The sequence below is a fragment of the Streptomyces sp. ISL-66 genome (assembly GCF_018614135.1).
Classification (GTDB): Bacteria; Actinomycetota; Actinomycetes; order Streptomycetales; family Streptomycetaceae; genus Streptomyces.
In genome coordinates this window covers 1-17,068 of sequence record NZ_JAGGOW010000052.1, presented here as the reverse complement: position 1 = coordinate 17,068, position 17,068 = coordinate 1, and the positions used below count along the sequence as shown (strand labels likewise).

The 17,068-nt window shown below is 70.1% G+C and carries 14 protein-coding genes and 1 riboswitch; of the genes, 6 read left to right on the top strand and 8 right to left on the bottom strand.

The window, feature by feature from the left end:
• The first annotated feature begins 99 nt into the window (after positions 1–99).
• The gene (gene def / locus J7E97_RS11320; RefSeq protein ID WP_215025284.1) at positions 100–735 is read left to right on the top strand and encodes a peptide deformylase; all 636 of its coding nucleotides are present in this window, start codon (positions 100–102) and stop codon (positions 733–735) included.
• A 76-nt stretch (positions 736–811) separates the two neighbouring features.
• Here def and J7E97_RS11315 read toward each other — a convergent pair whose 3' ends face one another.
• Positions 812–2,275 carry a hypothetical protein gene (locus J7E97_RS11315; protein ID WP_215025282.1) on the bottom strand — a complete coding sequence of 488 codons (1,464 nt, stop codon included), beginning with the start codon at positions 2,273–2,275 and terminating at the stop codon, positions 812–814.
• A gap of 105 nt (positions 2,276–2,380) precedes the next feature.
• A complete protein-coding gene (locus J7E97_RS11310; protein WP_215025279.1) occupies positions 2,381–3,349 on the bottom strand; it encodes a helix-turn-helix domain-containing protein in 969 nt (322 codons plus the stop codon).
• A gap of 81 nt (positions 3,350–3,430) precedes the next feature.
• Here J7E97_RS11310 and J7E97_RS11305 point away from each other — a divergent pair, with 81 nt between their 5' ends.
• Complete coding sequence (locus tag J7E97_RS11305; RefSeq protein WP_215025277.1) at positions 3,431–3,658, top strand: hypothetical protein; 228 nt, start codon at positions 3,431–3,433, stop codon at positions 3,656–3,658.
• Positions 3,659–3,674: 16 nt separating this feature from the next.
• Here J7E97_RS11305 and J7E97_RS11300 read toward each other — a convergent pair whose 3' ends face one another.
• From J7E97_RS11300 to J7E97_RS11275, 6 genes are all read right to left on the bottom strand, one after another.
• Positions 3,675–4,706, bottom strand: coding sequence for a ribonucleotide-diphosphate reductase subunit beta (locus J7E97_RS11300; RefSeq protein WP_215025274.1), 1,032 nt, complete (start codon positions 4,704–4,706; stop codon positions 3,675–3,677).
• Complete coding sequence (locus J7E97_RS11295) at positions 4,706–7,117, bottom strand: ribonucleoside-diphosphate reductase subunit alpha (RefSeq protein ID WP_215025271.1); 2,412 nt, start codon at positions 7,115–7,117, stop codon at positions 4,706–4,708. Before J7E97_RS11295 ends, J7E97_RS11300 begins: the two co-directional genes overlap by 1 nt.
• 141 nt (positions 7,118–7,258) lie before the next feature.
• A riboswitch (cobalamin riboswitch) is annotated at positions 7,259–7,371 on the bottom strand.
• Between the two features lie 56 nt (positions 7,372–7,427).
• The gene (locus J7E97_RS11290) at positions 7,428–7,925 is read right to left on the bottom strand and encodes a GNAT family N-acetyltransferase (protein ID WP_215025268.1); all 498 of its coding nucleotides are present in this window, start codon (positions 7,923–7,925) and stop codon (positions 7,428–7,430) included.
• Between the two features lie 399 nt (positions 7,926–8,324).
• Positions 8,325–8,522, bottom strand: coding sequence for a YbdD/YjiX family protein (locus J7E97_RS11285; RefSeq protein ID WP_215025265.1), 198 nt, complete (start codon positions 8,520–8,522; stop codon positions 8,325–8,327).
• Positions 8,519–10,681, bottom strand: a complete 2,163-nt coding sequence (locus tag J7E97_RS11280; RefSeq protein ID WP_215025261.1) for a carbon starvation CstA family protein — start codon at positions 10,679–10,681, stop codon at positions 8,519–8,521. The genes J7E97_RS11285 and J7E97_RS11280 overlap by 4 nt, the downstream gene beginning before the upstream one ends.
• A 230-nt stretch (positions 10,682–10,911) precedes the next feature.
• Positions 10,912–11,676, bottom strand: a complete 765-nt coding sequence (locus J7E97_RS11275) for a GntR family transcriptional regulator (RefSeq protein WP_215025258.1) — start codon at positions 11,674–11,676, stop codon at positions 10,912–10,914.
• Between the two features lie 295 nt (positions 11,677–11,971).
• Here J7E97_RS11275 and J7E97_RS11270 point away from each other — a divergent pair, with 295 nt between their 5' ends.
• The 4 genes from J7E97_RS11270 to J7E97_RS11255 all read left to right on the top strand — a co-directional run bounded on the left by J7E97_RS11270 (position 11,972) and on the right by J7E97_RS11255 (position 16,862).
• Positions 11,972–13,258 (top strand): extracellular solute-binding protein, encoded by a 1,287-nt coding sequence (locus J7E97_RS11270; RefSeq protein ID WP_215025255.1) that lies wholly within the window; start codon positions 11,972–11,974, stop codon positions 13,256–13,258.
• 182 nt (positions 13,259–13,440) lie between these two features.
• Positions 13,441–14,463, top strand: a complete 1,023-nt coding sequence (locus tag J7E97_RS11265) for a carbohydrate ABC transporter permease (RefSeq protein ID WP_215025252.1) — start codon at positions 13,441–13,443, stop codon at positions 14,461–14,463.
• 47 nt (positions 14,464–14,510) lie between these two features.
• Entirely contained in the window at positions 14,511–15,347 is an 837-nt protein-coding gene (locus tag J7E97_RS11260) for a carbohydrate ABC transporter permease (RefSeq protein ID WP_215025339.1), read from the top strand.
• A 6-nt stretch (positions 15,348–15,353) separates the two neighbouring features.
• Positions 15,354–16,862, top strand: coding sequence for a glycoside hydrolase family 3 protein (locus J7E97_RS11255; RefSeq protein ID WP_215025249.1), 1,509 nt, complete (start codon positions 15,354–15,356; stop codon positions 16,860–16,862).
• Positions 16,863–17,068 lie beyond the last annotated feature (206 nt).

Sequence of the window (17,068 nt, the reverse complement as noted above, 5' to 3'; positions counted from 1 at the left end):
GGGGGCCGTAGGCTGTACCGGCACATCAGTGACTTGGTGCTTGGCGGACCGGTGCTTGGCGGACCGGGGACCGGGACTTACGGAAGGCGTACGGCGGACATGGCGCAGCAGGAGAACGACGTTGTCGAGGTCGTGAACGACGGATACGTCGTGGACACCGAGGACTGTGAGGCGCGCGAGCTCGCCCACCGCGAGCGCGGTACGGCCCGCCCGATCACGGTGGTCGGCAACCCGGTCCTGCACCGGGAGTGCAAGGACGTCACCGAGTTCGGCGACGAGCTGGCACAGCTGATCGATGACATGTTCGCCAGCCAGAAGGCCGCCGAGGGCGTGGGCCTGGCCGCGAACCAGATCGGCGTCGACGCCAAGGTCTTCGTCTACGACTGCCCGGACGACGACGGCAACCGCCACACGGGCGTCGTGATCAACCCGAAGTTCGTCGAGCTGCCGGCCGCCGCGCGCGTCCTGGACGACTCGAACGAGGGCTGCCTGTCGGTCCCGACCGCCTACGCCTCGCTGGCCCGCCCGGACTACGCGGAGGTCACCGGTCAGGACGCGCAGGGCAACCCGATCAAGGTGCGCGGCACCGGCTACTTCGCGCGCTGCCTGCAGCACGAGACCGACCACCTGTACGGCTACCTGTACATCGACCGGCTCTCGAAGCGCGACCGCAAGGACGCGCTGCGGCAGATGGAAGAGGGCACCGCGCGTTACGAGACGGTCCCGAACGCCTAGCAGCCCCGGCATACGAAAGGCGCCCCGCACCGGTACGAACCTGACCGGAGCGGGGCGCCTTCGCGCGTAACCGGTCTCAGGCCGGGCCGATTTCGGGGGCGCGGGTCTCGTGGACCGCCCAGCGGCCCGTCCGGCCGCCGAGCCGCGACCGGCGTCTGAACAGCAAGACGGTGGAGGCCAACAGCACCGTCGTGGCGAGCATGGTCAGCCAGAACGAGGCGGCCGAGGTCATCGGGCCGATCAGGACGAGCACCGTCAGGGCGTAGGACAGCAGCATGCCGCCGAGCCAGGGCCAGTGTGCCCCGGCCACCACCGCGCTGGGGGTGGGGCAGAGCGCCACCCGACGCTCCGGGTCGAGCTCGACGGGGCCGGCGGGGGCGATGACCCGCTCGAAGTCCTCGCGTTCCATCGTCAGCCAGAGCGCCTCTCCCTCGTCGGTGACGAAGACCACCGGCTGGAGGTGCCTGATCAGCCGCCAGTTCCGGGCACCGCAGAGCCAGCCGGGCCGGTCGCCCAGCCGGGCCGCGAGGCGGGCCAGCTGCTGCGGTTTGGGGCCGTTGCCGAGGGTGCCGGCGCCGATCAGCAGCTCGGAGCCGTCCTCCAGCTCGAACCGCAGCCGGTGGCGCGACTTCACCGCGACCGTGCCGTCCCGGCGGCCCAGCGCCGTGTGGTCGTCCCGCCGGGCCGAGGTGATCTTGGCCCGTACGGCGGGCAGGGCGGCCCCGTCGCGGGCGTCGGACCGCAGGGTCCGGCCCGCGCGCAGTGCCCGGAGGAACGGGATGGTGCACAGGAGAACCAGCAGTACGAGGCTGCCGGGCACCCACAGAAGGAACTGGGTCAGCCCGGGCGCCGAGGAGAACGCGTACGGCGAGTCCGCCGCGGCGTACCGGCCGACGTTGCCGTTGATGTCGATGACGCCTCCGAGCTCGGGCGCGGTCGGGGCGTACAGCACCGGGACCGGCGCGGTGGCTGCCAGGGCCTTGTCCAGGTTGCCCAGCTCGTACGAGTAGCCCAGATCCTTCTGCTTCTGCCCGAAGTGGGCATTGAGCACCTCCACCGTGCCGTGACTGGCGCCCCCGGTACGGACGGGCAGCTCGACCGTCACGTCACCGTCGTACCAAAGGTTGCCGTTCCTCACCAGCGACTGGACGTCGACGACCCTGCCCTTGGCCACCGCGGCGCCGGCCTTCTGGATGGCCGCGATCCGCCGCATGTCGTCACCGTCCGCCCGGCCGGACACCTCCGTGACCACGGAGAGGGCGGGCCAGACCACCAACAGGGTCAGGAGCCACGGCAGGACCCCTCGGAACCTCCTCATCGGCAGCCGCGTCGGCGGCGCCGGCGCCGGATCCACCGTCCGCAGCGGCGGGACCGGGACCGGCCGGGAGCCGGCCCACACCCAGCCGGCGGCCAGCACCAGGGCCGCCCCCCACGGGACCGTCACGTCCGGCCGGCGCACGTCCATCCCCGCGTGGTACAGCAGGATCCATATGCCCGATATCGCGCACACCAGTGCGCCCCCACCCAAGAACCTGGTCACCCAGGCGTTTCTCCCCATGGGTGGGGACGCTACCAAGTCGTGATCACACCGCGCGGGCGGATCTCACCTGTCGTTGCCGGGCCGGGCCGGGCAGGTCAGGTCAGGTCAGGCCGCGGCCCGCGGCCCCCGGAAGGTCCGCCGGAAGGAGTTCGGAGTGGTTCCCAGGGTCCGCAGGAAGTGGTGGCGCAGGGCGGCCGCGTTGCCGAAGCCGCAGCGGCCGGCGATCGCGTCGACCGTGTCGTCCGTGGATTCCAGCAGCTCCTGGGCCAGCAGTACGCGCTGCCGCAGCACCCACTGGTACGGGGTCGTCCCCGTCTCCTGGAGGAAGCGGCGGGCGAAGGTCCGCGCGGACATGTGGGCCCGCTCCGCGAGCTGTTCGACCGTGATCTCCTCGTCCAGGTGGCGGGCCATCCAGCCGATCACCCCGCCCACCGTGTCGCACCCCGTCCGCGGCAGCGGCCGTTGGATGAACTGGGCCTGTCCGCCGTCCCGGTGAGGCGGTACGACCATCCGCCGGGCGATGGTGTTGGCCACCTCCGCGCCCTGCTCCTGCCGTACGACGTGCAGGCACGCGTCGATCCCGGAGGCGGTACCGGCCGAGGTGATCACCGAGCCCTCGTCCACGTACAGCACGTCCGGGTCGACCCGCGCCCGCGGGAAGCGGCGGGCCAGGGTCGGGGCGTGCATCCAGTGCGTGGTGCAGCGCCGGTCGTCGAGCAGGCCGGCCGCGCCGAGCATGAAGGCGCCGCTGCACACGCTGAGCAGGCGCGCACCACGGTCCTCGGCCCGGCGCAGGGCCTCCATCAGCGGCTCCGGGTAGGCGCGGGAGGGGGCCTCGCGGTCGGCGGGCAGGCAGATCAGGTCCGCCTCCTCCAGCCGCTCGATCCCGTGGGGGAGCGTGAGGCTGTAATGGCCGTCGCCGACGGTGAGGGGGTTGTCCTCCACCGCGCAGACGGCGAAGTCGTAGGTCGGCAGGCCCATCGCGCTGCGGTCGATCCCGAACACCTCGCAGAAGATGCCCATCTCGAAGGGGGCGACCCCGTTCACCACGGCCACGGCCACGTTTTTCAGCATGACTCCAGTGTGGCAGTAATTCGCTCTTCCGTGACAGTCCTGCCACTGTCTGATCTTGGTCTTCCTGGCGAGAGTGGAGTCATGAACACCTTCGTCGACTTCCTCGACTACCTCGTCGTCCTCGCCGTCGCCGCCCTCCTCCTGGGCCCCTCCCTCTACTGGGCCGGTCGCGAGCGCCGCCTCGAACGGCAGATCCGCGCGGCCGGGCAGGACCCGCGGGCCGTGCGGGACCGGCACCGGCGTGAGCCGGCCCCCGGCCGTACGCCCGGTGTCACCGTGCGCGTGGGCCGGGGGCCTAGCAGGGCCTAGCAGGGCTTGGAAGGACCTAGAAGTCCTCGTCCAGGTCGACCGTGCCCTCCACCGCGACCTGGTAGGCCGACGGGCGGCGCTCGAAGAAGTTCGTCAGCTCCTGGACGCCCTGGAGCTCCATGAAGGAGAACGGGTTCTGCGAGCCGTACACCGGGGCGAAACCGAGGCGGGCCAGACGCTGGTCCGCGACGCACTCCAGGTATGCGCGCATCGACTCGGTGTTCATGCCCGGCAGGCCGTCACCGCACAGGTCGTGGCCGAACTGCAGCTCCGCCTCGACGGCCTCCTTCAGCATGTCGACGACCTGCTGCTGGAGCGTCTCGTCGAAGAGCTCCGGCTCCTCCTTGCGGACCGTGTCGATGACCTCGAAGGCGAAGCTCATGTGGGCGCTCTCGTCGCGGAAGACCCAGTTGGTTCCCGTGGCCAGGCCGTGCAGCAGGCCGCGCGAGCGGAACCAGTAGACGTACGCGAAGGCACCGTAGAAGAACAGGCCCTCGATGCACGCCGCGAAGCAGATCAGGTTCAGCAGGAAGCGGCGGCGGTCGGCCTGCGTCTCCAGCCGGTCCAGCTTCTCGACCTCGTTGATCCACTTGAAGCAGAACTGGGCCTTCTCGCGGATCGAGGGGATCTCCTCGACCGCGTCGAAGGCGGCCGCGCGGTCGTCCGGGTCGGGCAGGTAGGTGTCGAGCAGCGTCAAGTAGAACTGGACGTGCACGGCCTCCTCGAACAGCTGGCGCGACAGGTACAGGCGCGCCTCCGGGGAGTTGATGTGCTTGTAGAGCGTCAGCACCAGGTTGTTCGAGACGATCGAGTCGCCCGTCGCGAAGAACGCGACCAGACGGCCGATCATGTGCTGCTCGCCGGGCGTGAGCTTGGCCAGGTCGGCGACGTCCGAGTGGAGGTCTACCTCCTCGACGGTCCAGGTGTTCTTGATCGCGTCCCGGTAGCGCTCGTAGAAGTCCGGGTAGCGCATGGGACGGAGGGTCAGCTCGAACCCCGGGTCGAGGAGGTTCTTGCTCGCTGAGGACTTCACGTCGTTGGAGCTCATCACTGGCAGGCCTCGCAGGACTCGGGGTTTTCAAGGGAGCAGGCGAGCGCTTCCGCGGCCGCCGCGTCGGCTGCGGCGTCGGCCTGCGGGAGCGCCGCGGGGGTGGCGGCCTGCGCGGCACGGGCGATCTTCGTCGCCGGGCGCGAGCGCAGGTAGTACGTGGTCTTCAGGCCCTGCTTCCAGGCGTAGGCGTACATCGAGGACAGCTTCCCGATGGTCGGCGTCTCCAGGAACAGGTTCAGCGACTGCGACTGGTCGAGGAACGGCGTACGGGCCGCGGCCATGTCGATCAGGGCGCGCTGCGGGATCTCCCACGCCGTGCGGTACAGCTCGCGGACCTCTGCCGGGATCCAGCCGAAGCCCTGGACGGAGCCGCTGGCCTCGCGCAGCGCCTCGCGGGTCTGCGCGTCCCAGACGCCGAGCCGCTTGAGCTCCCGCACCAGGTAGCCGTTGACCTGGAGGAACTCCCCGCTCAGCGTCTCGCGCTTGAAGAGGTTGGAGACCTGCGGCTCGATGCACTCGTACACGCCCGCGATGGAGGCGATGGTCGCCGTCGGGGCGATCGCGAGGAGCAGCGAGTTGCGCATGCCGGACTTCGCGACGCGGGCGCGCAGCGCGTCCCAGCGCTCCGGCCAGTTCAGCTCCACGTCGTAGTGGTCGGGGTGCAGGACGCCGCGGGCGGTACGGGTCTGCTCCCAGGCGGGGAGCGGGCCGCCGCGCTCGGCCAGGTCGCACGAGGCCTCGTACGCCGCGAGCATGATGCGCTCGGAGAGCTTCGTGGACAGCGCCCTCGCCTCGGGGGAGTCGAAGGGGAGCTTCAGCTGGAAGAAGACGTCCTGGAGGCCCATCGCGCCCAGACCCACCGGGCGCCAGCGGGCGTTGGAGCGGCCGGCCTGCTCGGTCGGGTAGAAGTTGATGTCCACGACGCGGTCGAGGAAGGTCACGGCCGTGCGAACGGTCTCGTCCAGCCGCTCCCAGTCGATGGCATCCTCCAGCCCGCGCGCTCCTGGCAGCACGAAGGCGCCGAGGTTGACCGAACCGAGGTTGCAGACGGCCGTCTCGCCGTCGTTGGTGACCTCGATGATCTCGGTGCACAGGTTCGAGGAGTGGACGACGGTGCCCGGCTCGGCGGTCTGGTTCGCCGTGCGGTTGGAGGCGTCCTTGAAGGTCATCCAGCCCTGGCCGGTCTGCGCGAGGGTGCGCATCATCCGGCCGTACAGATCGCGGGCGGGCATGGTCTTGCGGGCCAGGCCCGCGGCCTCGGCCTTTCGGTACGCGGCGTCGAACTCCTCGCCCCACAGGTCCACGAGCTCGGGGACCTCGGCCGGGGAGAACAGCGACCAGTCGGCGTCGGCGTTCACGCGGCGCATGAACTCGTCCGGCACCCAGTGGGCGAGGTTCAGGTTGTGCGTACGGCGCTGGTCCTCGCCGGTGTTGTCGCGGAGCTCCAGGAACTCCTCGATGTCCGCGTGCCAGGTCTCCAGGTAGACGGCGGCCGCGCCCTTGCGCCGGCCGCCCTGGTTGACGGCGGCGACGGAGGCGTCCAGCGTCTTCAGGAACGGCACGATGCCGTTGGAGTGGCCGTTCGTGCCGCGGATCAGGGAGCCGCGGGCGCGGATGCGGGAGTACGAGAGACCGATGCCGCCGGCGTGCTTGGAGAGGCGGGCGACCTGGTGGTAGCGGTCGTAGATCGAGTCGAGCTCGTCCAGCGGGGAGTCCAGCAGGTAGCAGGAGGACATCTGCGGGTGGCGGGTACCGGAGTTGAAGAGCGTGGGGGAGGACGGCAGGTAGTCGAGGCGGCTCATCAGCCGGTACAGCGAGGCCACTTCCTCGACCGCCTGCACGCTCTCGTTCTCGGCCAGGCCGGCGGCCACGCGCAGCATGAAGAACTGCGGGGTCTCGATGACCTGGCGGGTGATCGGGTGGCGCAGCAGGTAGCGGCTGTGCAGGGTGCGCAGGCCGAAGAAGCCGAAGCGGTCGTCGGCGCCCTCGGTGAGCGCGTGCTCGACCAGCGCGTCGAGCCGCCTCGCGTGGAGGCGTACGAAGTCGGCGGTGCGGTCGGCGATCAGGCCCTCGCGGTGGCCCACCTCGACGGACTGCGAGAACGAGCCGGCGCCCTGGCCGGCGGCCTCGTCGCGCACGGCCAGCGTCAACAGGCGGGCGGCGAGGCGGGAGTACGCCGGGTCCTCGGAGATCAGGCCGGCGGCCGCCTCGGTGGCGAGCGTACGGAGCTCCGCCTCGTCGGCGCCGGCGCTGCGGCCGCGCAGGGCGGCGGCGGCGACCCGGCCGGGGTCGGTGTCGGGGAGGTCCGCCGTCAGTTCGGTGAGGGTACGCAACAGCGCGGCCCCCGGGCCCTCGGTGTTGTCGCCAGAAACGGACTCGGCGCGCGGTGCGGAAGGCGCGATGGTCACGGCGGGAGCTCTCCCTCGCTCGGCCCGGTCTTCGGCGGGCGGGCACGGGGAGGCGCATGCGGGGCGTGGCAGGAACGCGTACACCGCACGGCGTCCACCGGCCCAACCTCGAGGCCCGGACGTATCGGCACCCGGTTCGGTCGACCCGGGCGCACTGTCGGCAGGTCCTCGGACTTTTCATACCGTTGCGGGACAGTTCCGGATTCACACCGGATTTCCCTGCGGCGACAGCAGCCCTGAGCATACATGTGGGGGCGACCGTATGCGGTAGCCCCCACATGTTGTGTCCTTCACCGGAGTCGGCGCACCGTCACACCTCGATGCGGTAGGTGAGCAGGGGGAGGCCGGGGATCGGATACCAGTCCCGCTCCGGCGTCCGGACGAAGCCCAGCCGGTGGTAGATCCGGTGGGCTCCCAGCATCTTGTCCGTGGTCGAGAGCACCAGGTGGTCCACGCCCTCCAGTTCCCGGGCGCGGGTCATGCAGGCGCGCACCAGCGCCTCGCCGGCGCCGCGGCCGCGCGCCGCGGGGGAGACGGCCAGCATCCGGAACTCCGCCTCGCCGGGTCCGGCGATGTCGCACAGCGGGCTGCCGGGAGGGGCGAAGGTCACGCAGCCGAGCAGCGTGCCGTCGTGCTCCGCGACGAGGACCTCCCCGTCGGGGGCCCGGCCGGCGACGTCGCGCAGCCGGCTCAGGTACGGGTCGTCCTCGGAGAAGTCCAGCAGCCCGTCGTCGAGGTAGGCCCGCGCGGTGATCCCGCCCAGCTCTTCGTATTCGGCGACCGCGGCCGCCCTGATGACGATGTCCATGCGGTCGAGTGTGCGGGACGTTTGTCGGTGCCCGCCCCTATCGTCGGAACCAGAACCGTCGAAGGAGGCGAGCTCCGCATGACCGCGATGATCGACCGTCCCCACATGCTGACCGAAGACTTCGAAGTCGTGGCGCGCATAGCGGCCCGTGAGACAGAGGGACTGCGGCTCGAGTTCATCGACGGGGTGCTGAGGAGCAAGGTCGTGCCGGACGGCGACCACGGGCGCATCGTCCAGTGGCTGACGCGCATCTGTATGCAGCACCGGCCCGAACTCTGGGTGCATACCGGCCAGGGGCTCAAGATTCAGACGGATCGAGCCGGCCGGGCCACTGGGTGCGCTGAGTCGCAGGACGGGCGAAGGGCCCCGCCGGATGCGGCGGGGCCCTTCGCGTACCGCTCAGCAGCAGCGGAACCCCTCGCGCGGGTCGGCCTCGCGGGCGTCCATGCGGGCGCGCTCGAAGGCCCGGCGGGTGGGGACCGGCGCGTCCGGGTCGTGCGTCCGGGCGTGGGCGACGTGGCGGTCGTACGCCGCCTCGCCCGAGAACTCCCGTACGAAGAACCGGGCCCGGCCCAGTACGCGCCGCAGGCCCGTCACGCGGGTTCCCCCACGGGCTCCTTGGCGCGGCCACCGCCCGAGTCGAGGCCGGCCGCGGCGAGCTCGGCCCGCTCCTCGGCGGTCGGGATCAGCCCGGCCGGGGCGATGAGCTTGGACTCGGTCCAGGGGACCTCGGCCAGGGTGACCGACTCCGGCTTGCGGATGGACTTGACGCAGGTCCGGGCCGCGTCCAGCAGCACGATGACGATCAGCAGTGCGAAGAACACCGACAGGACCCCGTCGACCGTGGCGTTGGTGACCACGGTGTGCATCTCGTCCATGTTCTTGGCGGGCTTGAGGACCTTGCCGGCGTCGATGCCGTCCTGGTAGAGGTCCCGCTGAGCGAAGAAGCCGATCTTCGGGTTGTCCGAGAAGATCTTCTGATAGCTGGCGGTGAGCGTGACGGCCACGTCCCAGACCAGCGGAACGCCCGTCACCCAGGCCCACTTGAGGCGGCCCGACTTGATCAGCAGCGTGGTGCAGACGGCCAGGGCGACCGCCGCGAGCAGCTGGTTCGCGATGCCGAACAGCGGGAAGAGCTGGTTGATGCCGCCCAGCGGGTCCTTGACGCCGACCCACAGGAAGTAGCCCCAGCCGCCGACGACGACCGCGCTGGCGAGCCAGACGCCGGGCTTCCAGCTGATGTTCTTGAAGGACTTGTGCACGTTGCCCAGGGTGTCCTGGAGCATGAAGCGGCCCACGCGGGTGCCCGCGTCGACGGTGGTCAGGATGAACAGGGCCTCGAACATGATCGCGAAGTGGTACCAGAACGCCTTCATCGAGGCGCCGCCGATCACGGACGAGAAGATCTCCGACATTCCGAGTGCGAAGGTCGGCGCGCCGCCCGTACGGGACAGCAGGCTGGCCTCGTCCACGTCCTTCGCGGCCTGCGCGAGGGCGTCGGGGGAGATGGCGAAGCCGAAGTTCGTCACCGCCTGGGAGGCGGTCTCCACGGTGGCGCCGACGACTCCGGCGGGGGAGTTGATGGCGAAGTACAGACCCGGGTCGATGATGCAGGCCGTGATGATCGCCATGACGGCGACGAAGGACTCGGTCAGCATCGCGCCGTAGCCGATGACCTTGACCTGGGTCTCCTTCTGGATCATCTTCGGGGTGGTGCCGGAGGAGACCAGCGAGTGGAAGCCGGACAGGGCCCCGCAGGCGATGGTGATGAAGACGAACGGGAACATCGATCCGGCGAAGACCGGGCCGTCGCCGCGCGAGGCGAAGTCGGTGACGGAGGGCATCTTCAGCACCGGCATCGCGACGACCACGCCCACGGCCAGCAGGCCGATGGTGCCGACCTTCATGAAGGTGGAGAGGTAGTCGCGCGGGGCGAGCAGCATCCACACCGGCAGCACGGAGGCCACGAAGCCGTACGCGATCATCCAGATGACCAGCGTCTCCTTCTCCAGGGTGAAGGTGCCGGCCAGTGAGGACTCCGCGACCCAGCCGCCCGCGACGATGGCGAGCAGCAGCAGCGCGACCCCGACGACGGAGACCTCGGTGACCCGGCCCGGACGCAGGACGCGCAGGTAGAAGCCCATGAAGAGGGCGATCGGGATGGTCATGCCGATGGAGAAGACGCCCCAGGGGGAGTGCGCCAGCGCGTTGACGATGACCAGGGCCAGTACGGCCAGCAGGATGATCATGATGGCGAACACGGCGACCAACGCGGCGGCGCCGCCGACCGGGCCGATCTCGTCGCGGGCCATCTGGCCGAGCGAACGGCCGTTGCGCCGGGTGGAGAAGAAGAGCGTGACCATGTCCTGGACCGCGCCCGCGAAGATCACGCCCGCGACGATCCAGATCGTGCCGGGCAGGTAGCCCATCTGCGAGGCGAGTACGGGGCCCACCAGCGGGCCGGCGCCCGCGACGGCGGCGAAGTGGTGGCCGAAAAGCACCCGTCGGTCGGTCGGGTGGAAGTCGACGCCGTTGTCGAGGCGTTCGGCGGGGGTGGCGCGGGTCTTGTCCACCTTCAGTACGCGGGTCGCGATGAAGCGCGCGTAGAAGCGGTACCCGATCGCGTACGAGCCCAGCGCGGCGGCGAGCAGCCAGGCGGCCGAGATCTCCTCACCGCGCGAGAGGGCCACCACGCCCCAGCCGATGGCGCCGACGAGCCCGACGAGCACCCAGAGGGCCACGGACCGGGGAGACATGCCCCCCAGCGTGCCGGGCGCGCCCGACGTGCCCCCTGAGGGAGAAGGCGAGCCCGGCGTGGTGCCCGGACTCGCCGCGTTCCGTTCTTGTTCCGTGGCTTCCGCTTCCGGTTCCGGCATGATCCCTCGTCCCCTCGTTGATCATCTGCGCGAGCGCAGGGAATCTACGGGGGACCGCTCAGCGGATGTAAGCCCCCGTCCGTATAGCGGAACGAGAGTCAACTACGAAATCAGACGGCGGGGCGCTGGAGGCGGGCGACGAACTTGTAACGATCGCCCCGGTAGACGGAACGCACCCACTCGACGGGCTCCCCGTCGGCGTCCAGCGAATGGCGGGAAAGCATCAGCATCGGCAGTCCGACGTCGGTGCCGAGCAGCCCGGCCTCCCGGGGGGTGGCCAGCGAGGTCTCGATGGTCTCCTCGGCCTCGGCGAGGCGCACGTCGTACACCTCGGCGAGGGCGGTGTAGAGGGAGGTGTACTTGACCAGCGAGCGGCGCAGCGCGGGGAAGCGCTTGGCCGAAAGATGGGTGGTCTCGATGGCCATCGGCTCGCCGCTCGCCAGGCGGAGCCGCTCGATGCGCAGCACCCGCCCCCCGGTGGTGATCTTCAGCAGGCCGGCCAGGGTGTCGTCGGCCGTCACGTAGCCGATGTCCAGGAGCTGGGAGGTGGGCTCCAGGCCCTGCGCCCGCATGTCCTCGGTGTACGAGGAGAGTTGGAGCGGCTGGGAGACCTTCGGCTTGGCGACGAAGGTGCCCTTGCCCTGGATCCGCTCGAGGCGCCCCTCGACGACGAGCTCTTGGAGTGCCTGGCGGACCGTGGTCCTGGAGGTGTCGAATTCGGCCGCGAGCGTGCGCTCGGGCGGTACGGGCGTGCCCGGGGGCAGCGTTTCGGTCATGTCGAGCAAGTGCCGCTTGAGTCGGTAGTACTTGGGCACGCGCGCCGTGCGAGTGACCGCCCCGCCATCCGGCTCCGTGGTCGCCCCTTCGGTGGCCATCGCCGCCCGCCTTCCCGACTCCAGTTTCGTTGCCGTCACCGGCTCCTCCGATATGTGCGGTCACATCGTGACACGGGAGGGAGGACAGGCCTCCTCCCTCCCCCAGGTGTCGGTCCGGTAACGGACCGAGCACCCGCTCATTAGACCCTTGACACCCCTAAAGGTCTAGGCCAAGCTCCCGTTACTGGTCTACACCAATATGGATCAGATCCCGGCCCCACGGGCAGTACTTGACGCTTTTGAGTCACCGCGGCGGGCGAGGGAAGTTGCAGGCAGCATCCCTGAGGAGGGTGGCGTGAAGCGCAAGCTCATCGCGGCGGTCAGTGTCGCGGGCATGATGGTCGGAGTCGCGGCGTGTGGCGGCAACGACGGCGACGACAAGGCGAAGACCGACGCGGGTGGCGCCAAGGAGATCACCGTCTGGGTGATGGACGGCTCCGCGCCGAAGACCTGGATCGACGCGGTCAACGCGGAGTTCTCGGCCAAGCACCCCGGTGTCACGGTCAAGGTCGAGATCCAGCCGTGGAAGGGCATCCAGGAGAAGGTCACCACGGCGCTCTCCGAGAACACCCCCCCGGACGTCCTGGAGCTCGGCAACACCCAGACCGCCGGTTACGCGGTCACCGGTGGCCTCGCCGACCTGACCAAGGACAAGTCCAAGCTCGGCGCGGACGCCTGGCAGAAGAGCATGCTGGCCTCGGCCGAGATCGACGGCAAGCTCTACTCCGCTCCGTGGTACGCGGCCAACCGCGTCGTCGTCTACGACAAGAAGGCCTTCGAGAAGGCGGGCGTCACGGCGCCGAAGACCCGCGACGAGTGGGTCGCCGGTCTGGAGAAGCTGAAGGCGGCCGACCCGGCCTCGCAGCCGATCTACCTGCCCGGCCAGAGCTGGTACGTCCTCGCGGGCTTCATCTGGGACGAGGGCGGCGACCTCGCCACCAAGGACGGCGACAAGTGGAAGGGTGGTCTCGGTACCCCCCAGGCCGCTTCCGCGATGGAGTTCTACAAGAAGCTCCAGGCCTTCTCGACCGCTCCGAAGGACAAGGACGAGGCCACCCCGCAGCAGTCCACCGACATCGTTCCCAAGGGCGGCGTCGCGTCCTGGATCGGTCTCGGCTGGGAGGCCGGCGGTGCCGAGAAGGCGCTGAAGGACGCGGGCAAGGAAGCCGACTTCGGTTACTTCCCGATCCCGGGCAAGACCGCCGACAAGCCGGGCACCGTCTTCCTCGGCGGCTCGAACCTGGCGATCGCCGAGCGCTCCAAGAACAAGGACCTCGCCAAGGAGTGGCTGGCCCTCGCCGCAGGCAAGGACCAGATGACCAAGTACGCGGCCGAGACCAAGGGCGCGCTGCTCCCGAACCAGGTGGGCGCGAACTTCGCCCCGCCGGCGGGCTCCTTCGCCGAGGCGATGGCCAAGGCGGGCCTCAACGGCAAGATCACCCCGGTCACCCCGGGCTGGGCGAACGTGGAGACCGAGCCGAACCCGGTCAAGGAATTCATGACGAAGGTCCTGAAGGGCGAGGACGCCGCCAAGGCGGGCGCTGACGCGGACAAGGAAATCGCGAGCCGCATCAGCAAGTGACACCCCGAAGCACCGGTGGTACCGGGTAGGTACCGGCAGTACCAGCAGTGAACGCACAGGGGGTGCGGCGGGCGCCGGAGCGCCCGCCGCGCCCCCGGTCGCGCATTGAGACGCAAGCGCCGCCTGCTCCGAGCGGGGAAGCGGGTGCGAGTCGCCACAGTCAACCGCGAGGAAGCCAAGACATGACCGTGCACTCCCAGGGAGCGGCGACCTCCGCTCCACAGGACGCACCACAGAAGTCCGCCGGGCCGGCCGCGACACCGCCGCCCTCCGGAGCCCAGGCAGCGTCCACGTCTCCTCGCGGGGGCAGGAAGTCGCTCCCTTCGGGGTGGTTGCCCTACCTCCTGGTCGGGCCCGCCGTGCTCAGCATGGTGACCCTGCTGCTGTACCCGCTGATCAAGAACATCATCCTGTCGTTCCAGAAGGTCGACAAGATCGAGTTCATCCAGCGGAAGGCGCCGTTCAACGGCGTGGGCAACTACACCCAGCTGCTGGGCGATTCGCAGTTCTGGACCGTGGTGGTCCGCAGCTTCGTCTTCACCGCGGTCAACGTCTTCCTGATCATGGTGATCGGCAGCCTCATCGGGCTCCTGCTCAACCGGCTCGGCAAGTGGATGCGCCTGGTCCTGTCGATGGCGCTCGTGATGGCCTGGGCCATGCCGATCGTCGCCTCCGTGACCGTCTTCCAGTGGCTGTTCGACGAGCAGTTCGGCGTCATGAACTGGCTGATGCGCACGCTCGGCTTCAGCGGCTACGACCAGCACAACTGGTTCGAGACCGGCCTGTCCACCATGGTGATCATCACGGTGCTGCTGGCCTGGGGCTCCATCCCCTTCGTCGCCCTCAACATGTACGCGGCCCTGACCACCGTCAGCGGCGAGCTGTACGAGGCCGCCCGCATGGACGGCGCCAACGGCTGGCAGACCTTCTGGCAGGTCGTCTTCCCGAACCTCAAGTCGTTCTTCCTGGTCACGACGTTCCTCGAAGTCATCTGGATCTTCAAGGCCTTCACCCAGGTCTACGCGATGAACAAGGGCGGCCCCGACCGCAGCTCCGAGACCCTGACGATCTACGCGTACGTCGAGGGCCAGAGCCAGTTCCACTACGGCCTGGCCGCGGCGATCTCCGTGCTGACGATCGTGATGCTCGTGTTCGTCATGTCCTTCTACTTCCGTCTGATCCTGAAGCAGGAGGAGGAGCAGTGAGCACCGCCACCGCCCCGAAGCCCGCGTCGTCCGCGAAGCCCCGGCAGCTGCGCAACCGCCGGCCCGTCCGCCCCGCGGCGGTCGCCAAGAACATCGGCGCCCTGCTGCTGGCCGTCCTCTTCGTCTTCCCCGTCTACTGGATGTTCTCCTCGGCGCTCAAGCCGTCCAGCGAGATCCTCTCCAAGGACCCCGTCTTCGTCTTCACCCCGACGATGGACAACTTCACCAAGGCCACCGGCGTCGACCTGTTCTGGACCTACGTCACGAACAGCCTCGTCGTCACCGTCGGCGCCGTCGCGCTCGCCCTGGCCGTCGCCCTCGCCGCGAGCTTCGCCATCGCCCGCATGAAGTTCAAGGGCCGCAAGGGCCTCGTACTCGGCGTGATGATGGCCCAGATGGCTCCCTGGGAGGTCATGGTCATCGCGATGTACATGATCGTCCGGGACGCCGAGATGCTGAACAACCTCGCCGTGCTGACCGCGATCTACTTCGTGATGGTCCTGCCCTTCACCATCTGGACCCTGCGCGGCTTCATCGCCGCCGTCCCGGTGTCCCTGGAGGAGGCCGCCCAGATCGACGGCTGCACCCGCGGCCAGGCCTTCCGCAAGGTGATCTTCCCGCTGCTGGCCCCCGGCCTGATGTCCACCTCGCTCTTCGGCTTCATCACCGCCTGGAACGAGTTCGCGATGGTCCTGATCCTGAACAAGGACAAGACCGCCCAGACCCTGCCGCTCTGGCTGACCCAGTTCCAGACGGCCTTCGGCAACGACTGGGGCGCCACCATGGCCGCGTCCTCGCTCTTCGCGGTCCCGGTCCTGCTCATCTTCGTCTTCCTCCAGCGCAAGGCCGTCGGCGGAATGACCGCCGGCGCCGTGAAGGGATAACGGCCCATGACTGTCCTTGCGCAGCACACGACGGTGCCCGATCCGAACGGCGGCCTGACCCAGGACGCCCTCGCGGTCCTCCAGCCCGGCTTCGAGGGCACCACCGCCCCCGCCTGGCTGCTCCGCCGGGTGTCCGAAGGCCTCACCTCCGTCGGCCTCTTCGGCCGCAACATCGCCTCGCCCGAGCAGCTCGCCGCGCTGACCGCGCGGCTGCGCGCCGAGCGGGACGACGTGCTCGTCGCCATCGACGAGGAGGGCGGCGACGTCACCCGCCTGGAGGTCCGGGGCGGCTCGTCCTTCCCCGGCAACCTGGCGCTGGGCGCCGTGGACGACACCGACCTGACCCGCGACGTCGCCCGCGAGCTCGGCCGCCGCCTCGCCGACTGCGGGGTCAACCTCAACTGGGCCCCGTCCGCGGACGTCAACTCCAACCCGGACAACCCGGTCATCGGCGTACGGTCCTTCGGCGCCGACACCCGCCTCGCCGCCCGGCACACCGCCGCGTACGTCGAGGGCCTCCAGGCCGCCGGCGTCGCCGCCTGCACCAAGCACTTCCCGGGCCACGGCGACACCAACGTGGACTCGCACCACGCACTGCCGCGCATCGACGTGGACCTCGACACCCTGGCCGCGCGCGAACTCGTACCGTTCCGGGCGGCCATCGAGGCCGGCACCAAGGCCGTCATGAGCGCGCACATCCTGGTGCCCGCCCTGGACCCGACCCGCCCGGCCACCCTCAGCCCGCAGATCCTCACCGGTCTGCTGCGCAAGGAGCTCGGCTACGAGGGCCTCATCGTCACCGACGGCATGGAGATGAACGCCATCGCCGGGACGTACGGCATCGAGCGCGGCTCGGTACTGGCCATCGCGGCCGGGGCCGACGCGATCTGCGTCGGCGGCGGACTCGCCGACGAACAGACGGTGCTTCGCCTGCGCGACGCGCTGGTCGCGGCCGTACGCGACGGATCGCTCCCGGAGGAGCGGCTCGCCGAGGCCGCCGCGCGGGTGCGCGCGCTGGCCGGATGGACCGGCCAGGTCCGCCGGGGCGCGCGGTCGGAGGGGAACAGCGCGCCCGGGATCGGCCTGGCCGCGGCCCGCCGCGCGGTGACGGTGACCGGCTCGCCGGGCGCCGCCGCCCCGGTCAACGCCCCCTACGTCGCCACGCTCGCGCCCGTCGCGAACGTGGCGGTCGGGGACGAGACCCCGTGGGGAGTGGCCGGGGAACTGGCCGCGCTGATCCCGGGCACCGAGGCGGGCGTGTACGCGCAGGGCCCGGTGGCCGCCGACATCCTGGCGGCGGCGGGGAACCGCACCGTCGTCGCGGTGGTCCGCGACGCGCACCGGCACCCGTGGATGACCGAGGCCCTGGACGTGCTCGTCGCGGCGCGGCCGCAGACGATCGTCGTCGAGATGGGCCTGCCGCGGGCGGAGCCGTGCGGCGCGCTGCACATCGCGACGCACGGCGCCGCCCGGGTCTGCGGGCGGGCCGCCGCGGAGATCATCGCGGGCGTCTAGTGCTGCTCCGCGGAAGTTCGTGGAGGGGTGTTGGTCAGGTGAGGGGTTCGCCGAGGTAGAGGGTGCATGCGCAGTCGAGGGCCTCTTCGGGTGAGCCGGAGGGCAGGCCGCTGGGCAGGATGTTGTCCTCGTAGCGACCGCTGGTGGCGAGGTAGAGCGCGAACCCCCAGGTGTGGAGGACTCCACCGAAACGCAGCCGGCACAGG

Bases quoted from the DNA above. Each gene is read 5' to 3' on its own strand.
- J7E97_RS11275 (WP_215025258.1), bottom strand. From the start codon at position 11,676: ATGGCCACCGAAGGGGCGACCACGGAGCCGGATGGCGGGGCGGTCACT.
- J7E97_RS11305 (WP_215025277.1), top strand. From the start codon at position 3,431: ATGAACACCTTCGTCGACTTCCTCGACTACCTCGTCGTCCTCGCCGTC.
- J7E97_RS11255 (WP_215025249.1), top strand. From the start codon at position 15,354: ATGACTGTCCTTGCGCAGCACACGACGGTGCCCGATCCGAACGGCGGC.
- J7E97_RS11290 (WP_215025268.1), bottom strand. From the start codon at position 7,925: ATGGACATCGTCATCAGGGCGGCCGCGGTCGCCGAATACGAAGAGCTG.
- def (WP_215025284.1), top strand. From the start codon at position 100: ATGGCGCAGCAGGAGAACGACGTTGTCGAGGTCGTGAACGACGGATAC.
- J7E97_RS11300 (WP_215025274.1), bottom strand. From the start codon at position 4,706: ATGAGCTCCAACGACGTGAAGTCCTCAGCGAGCAAGAACCTCCTCGAC.
- J7E97_RS11265 (WP_215025252.1), top strand. From the start codon at position 13,441: ATGACCGTGCACTCCCAGGGAGCGGCGACCTCCGCTCCACAGGACGCA.
- J7E97_RS11280 (WP_215025261.1), bottom strand. From the start codon at position 10,681: ATGTCTCCCCGGTCCGTGGCCCTCTGGGTGCTCGTCGGGCTCGTCGGC.
- J7E97_RS11310 (WP_215025279.1), bottom strand. From the start codon at position 3,349: ATGCTGAAAAACGTGGCCGTGGCCGTGGTGAACGGGGTCGCCCCCTTC.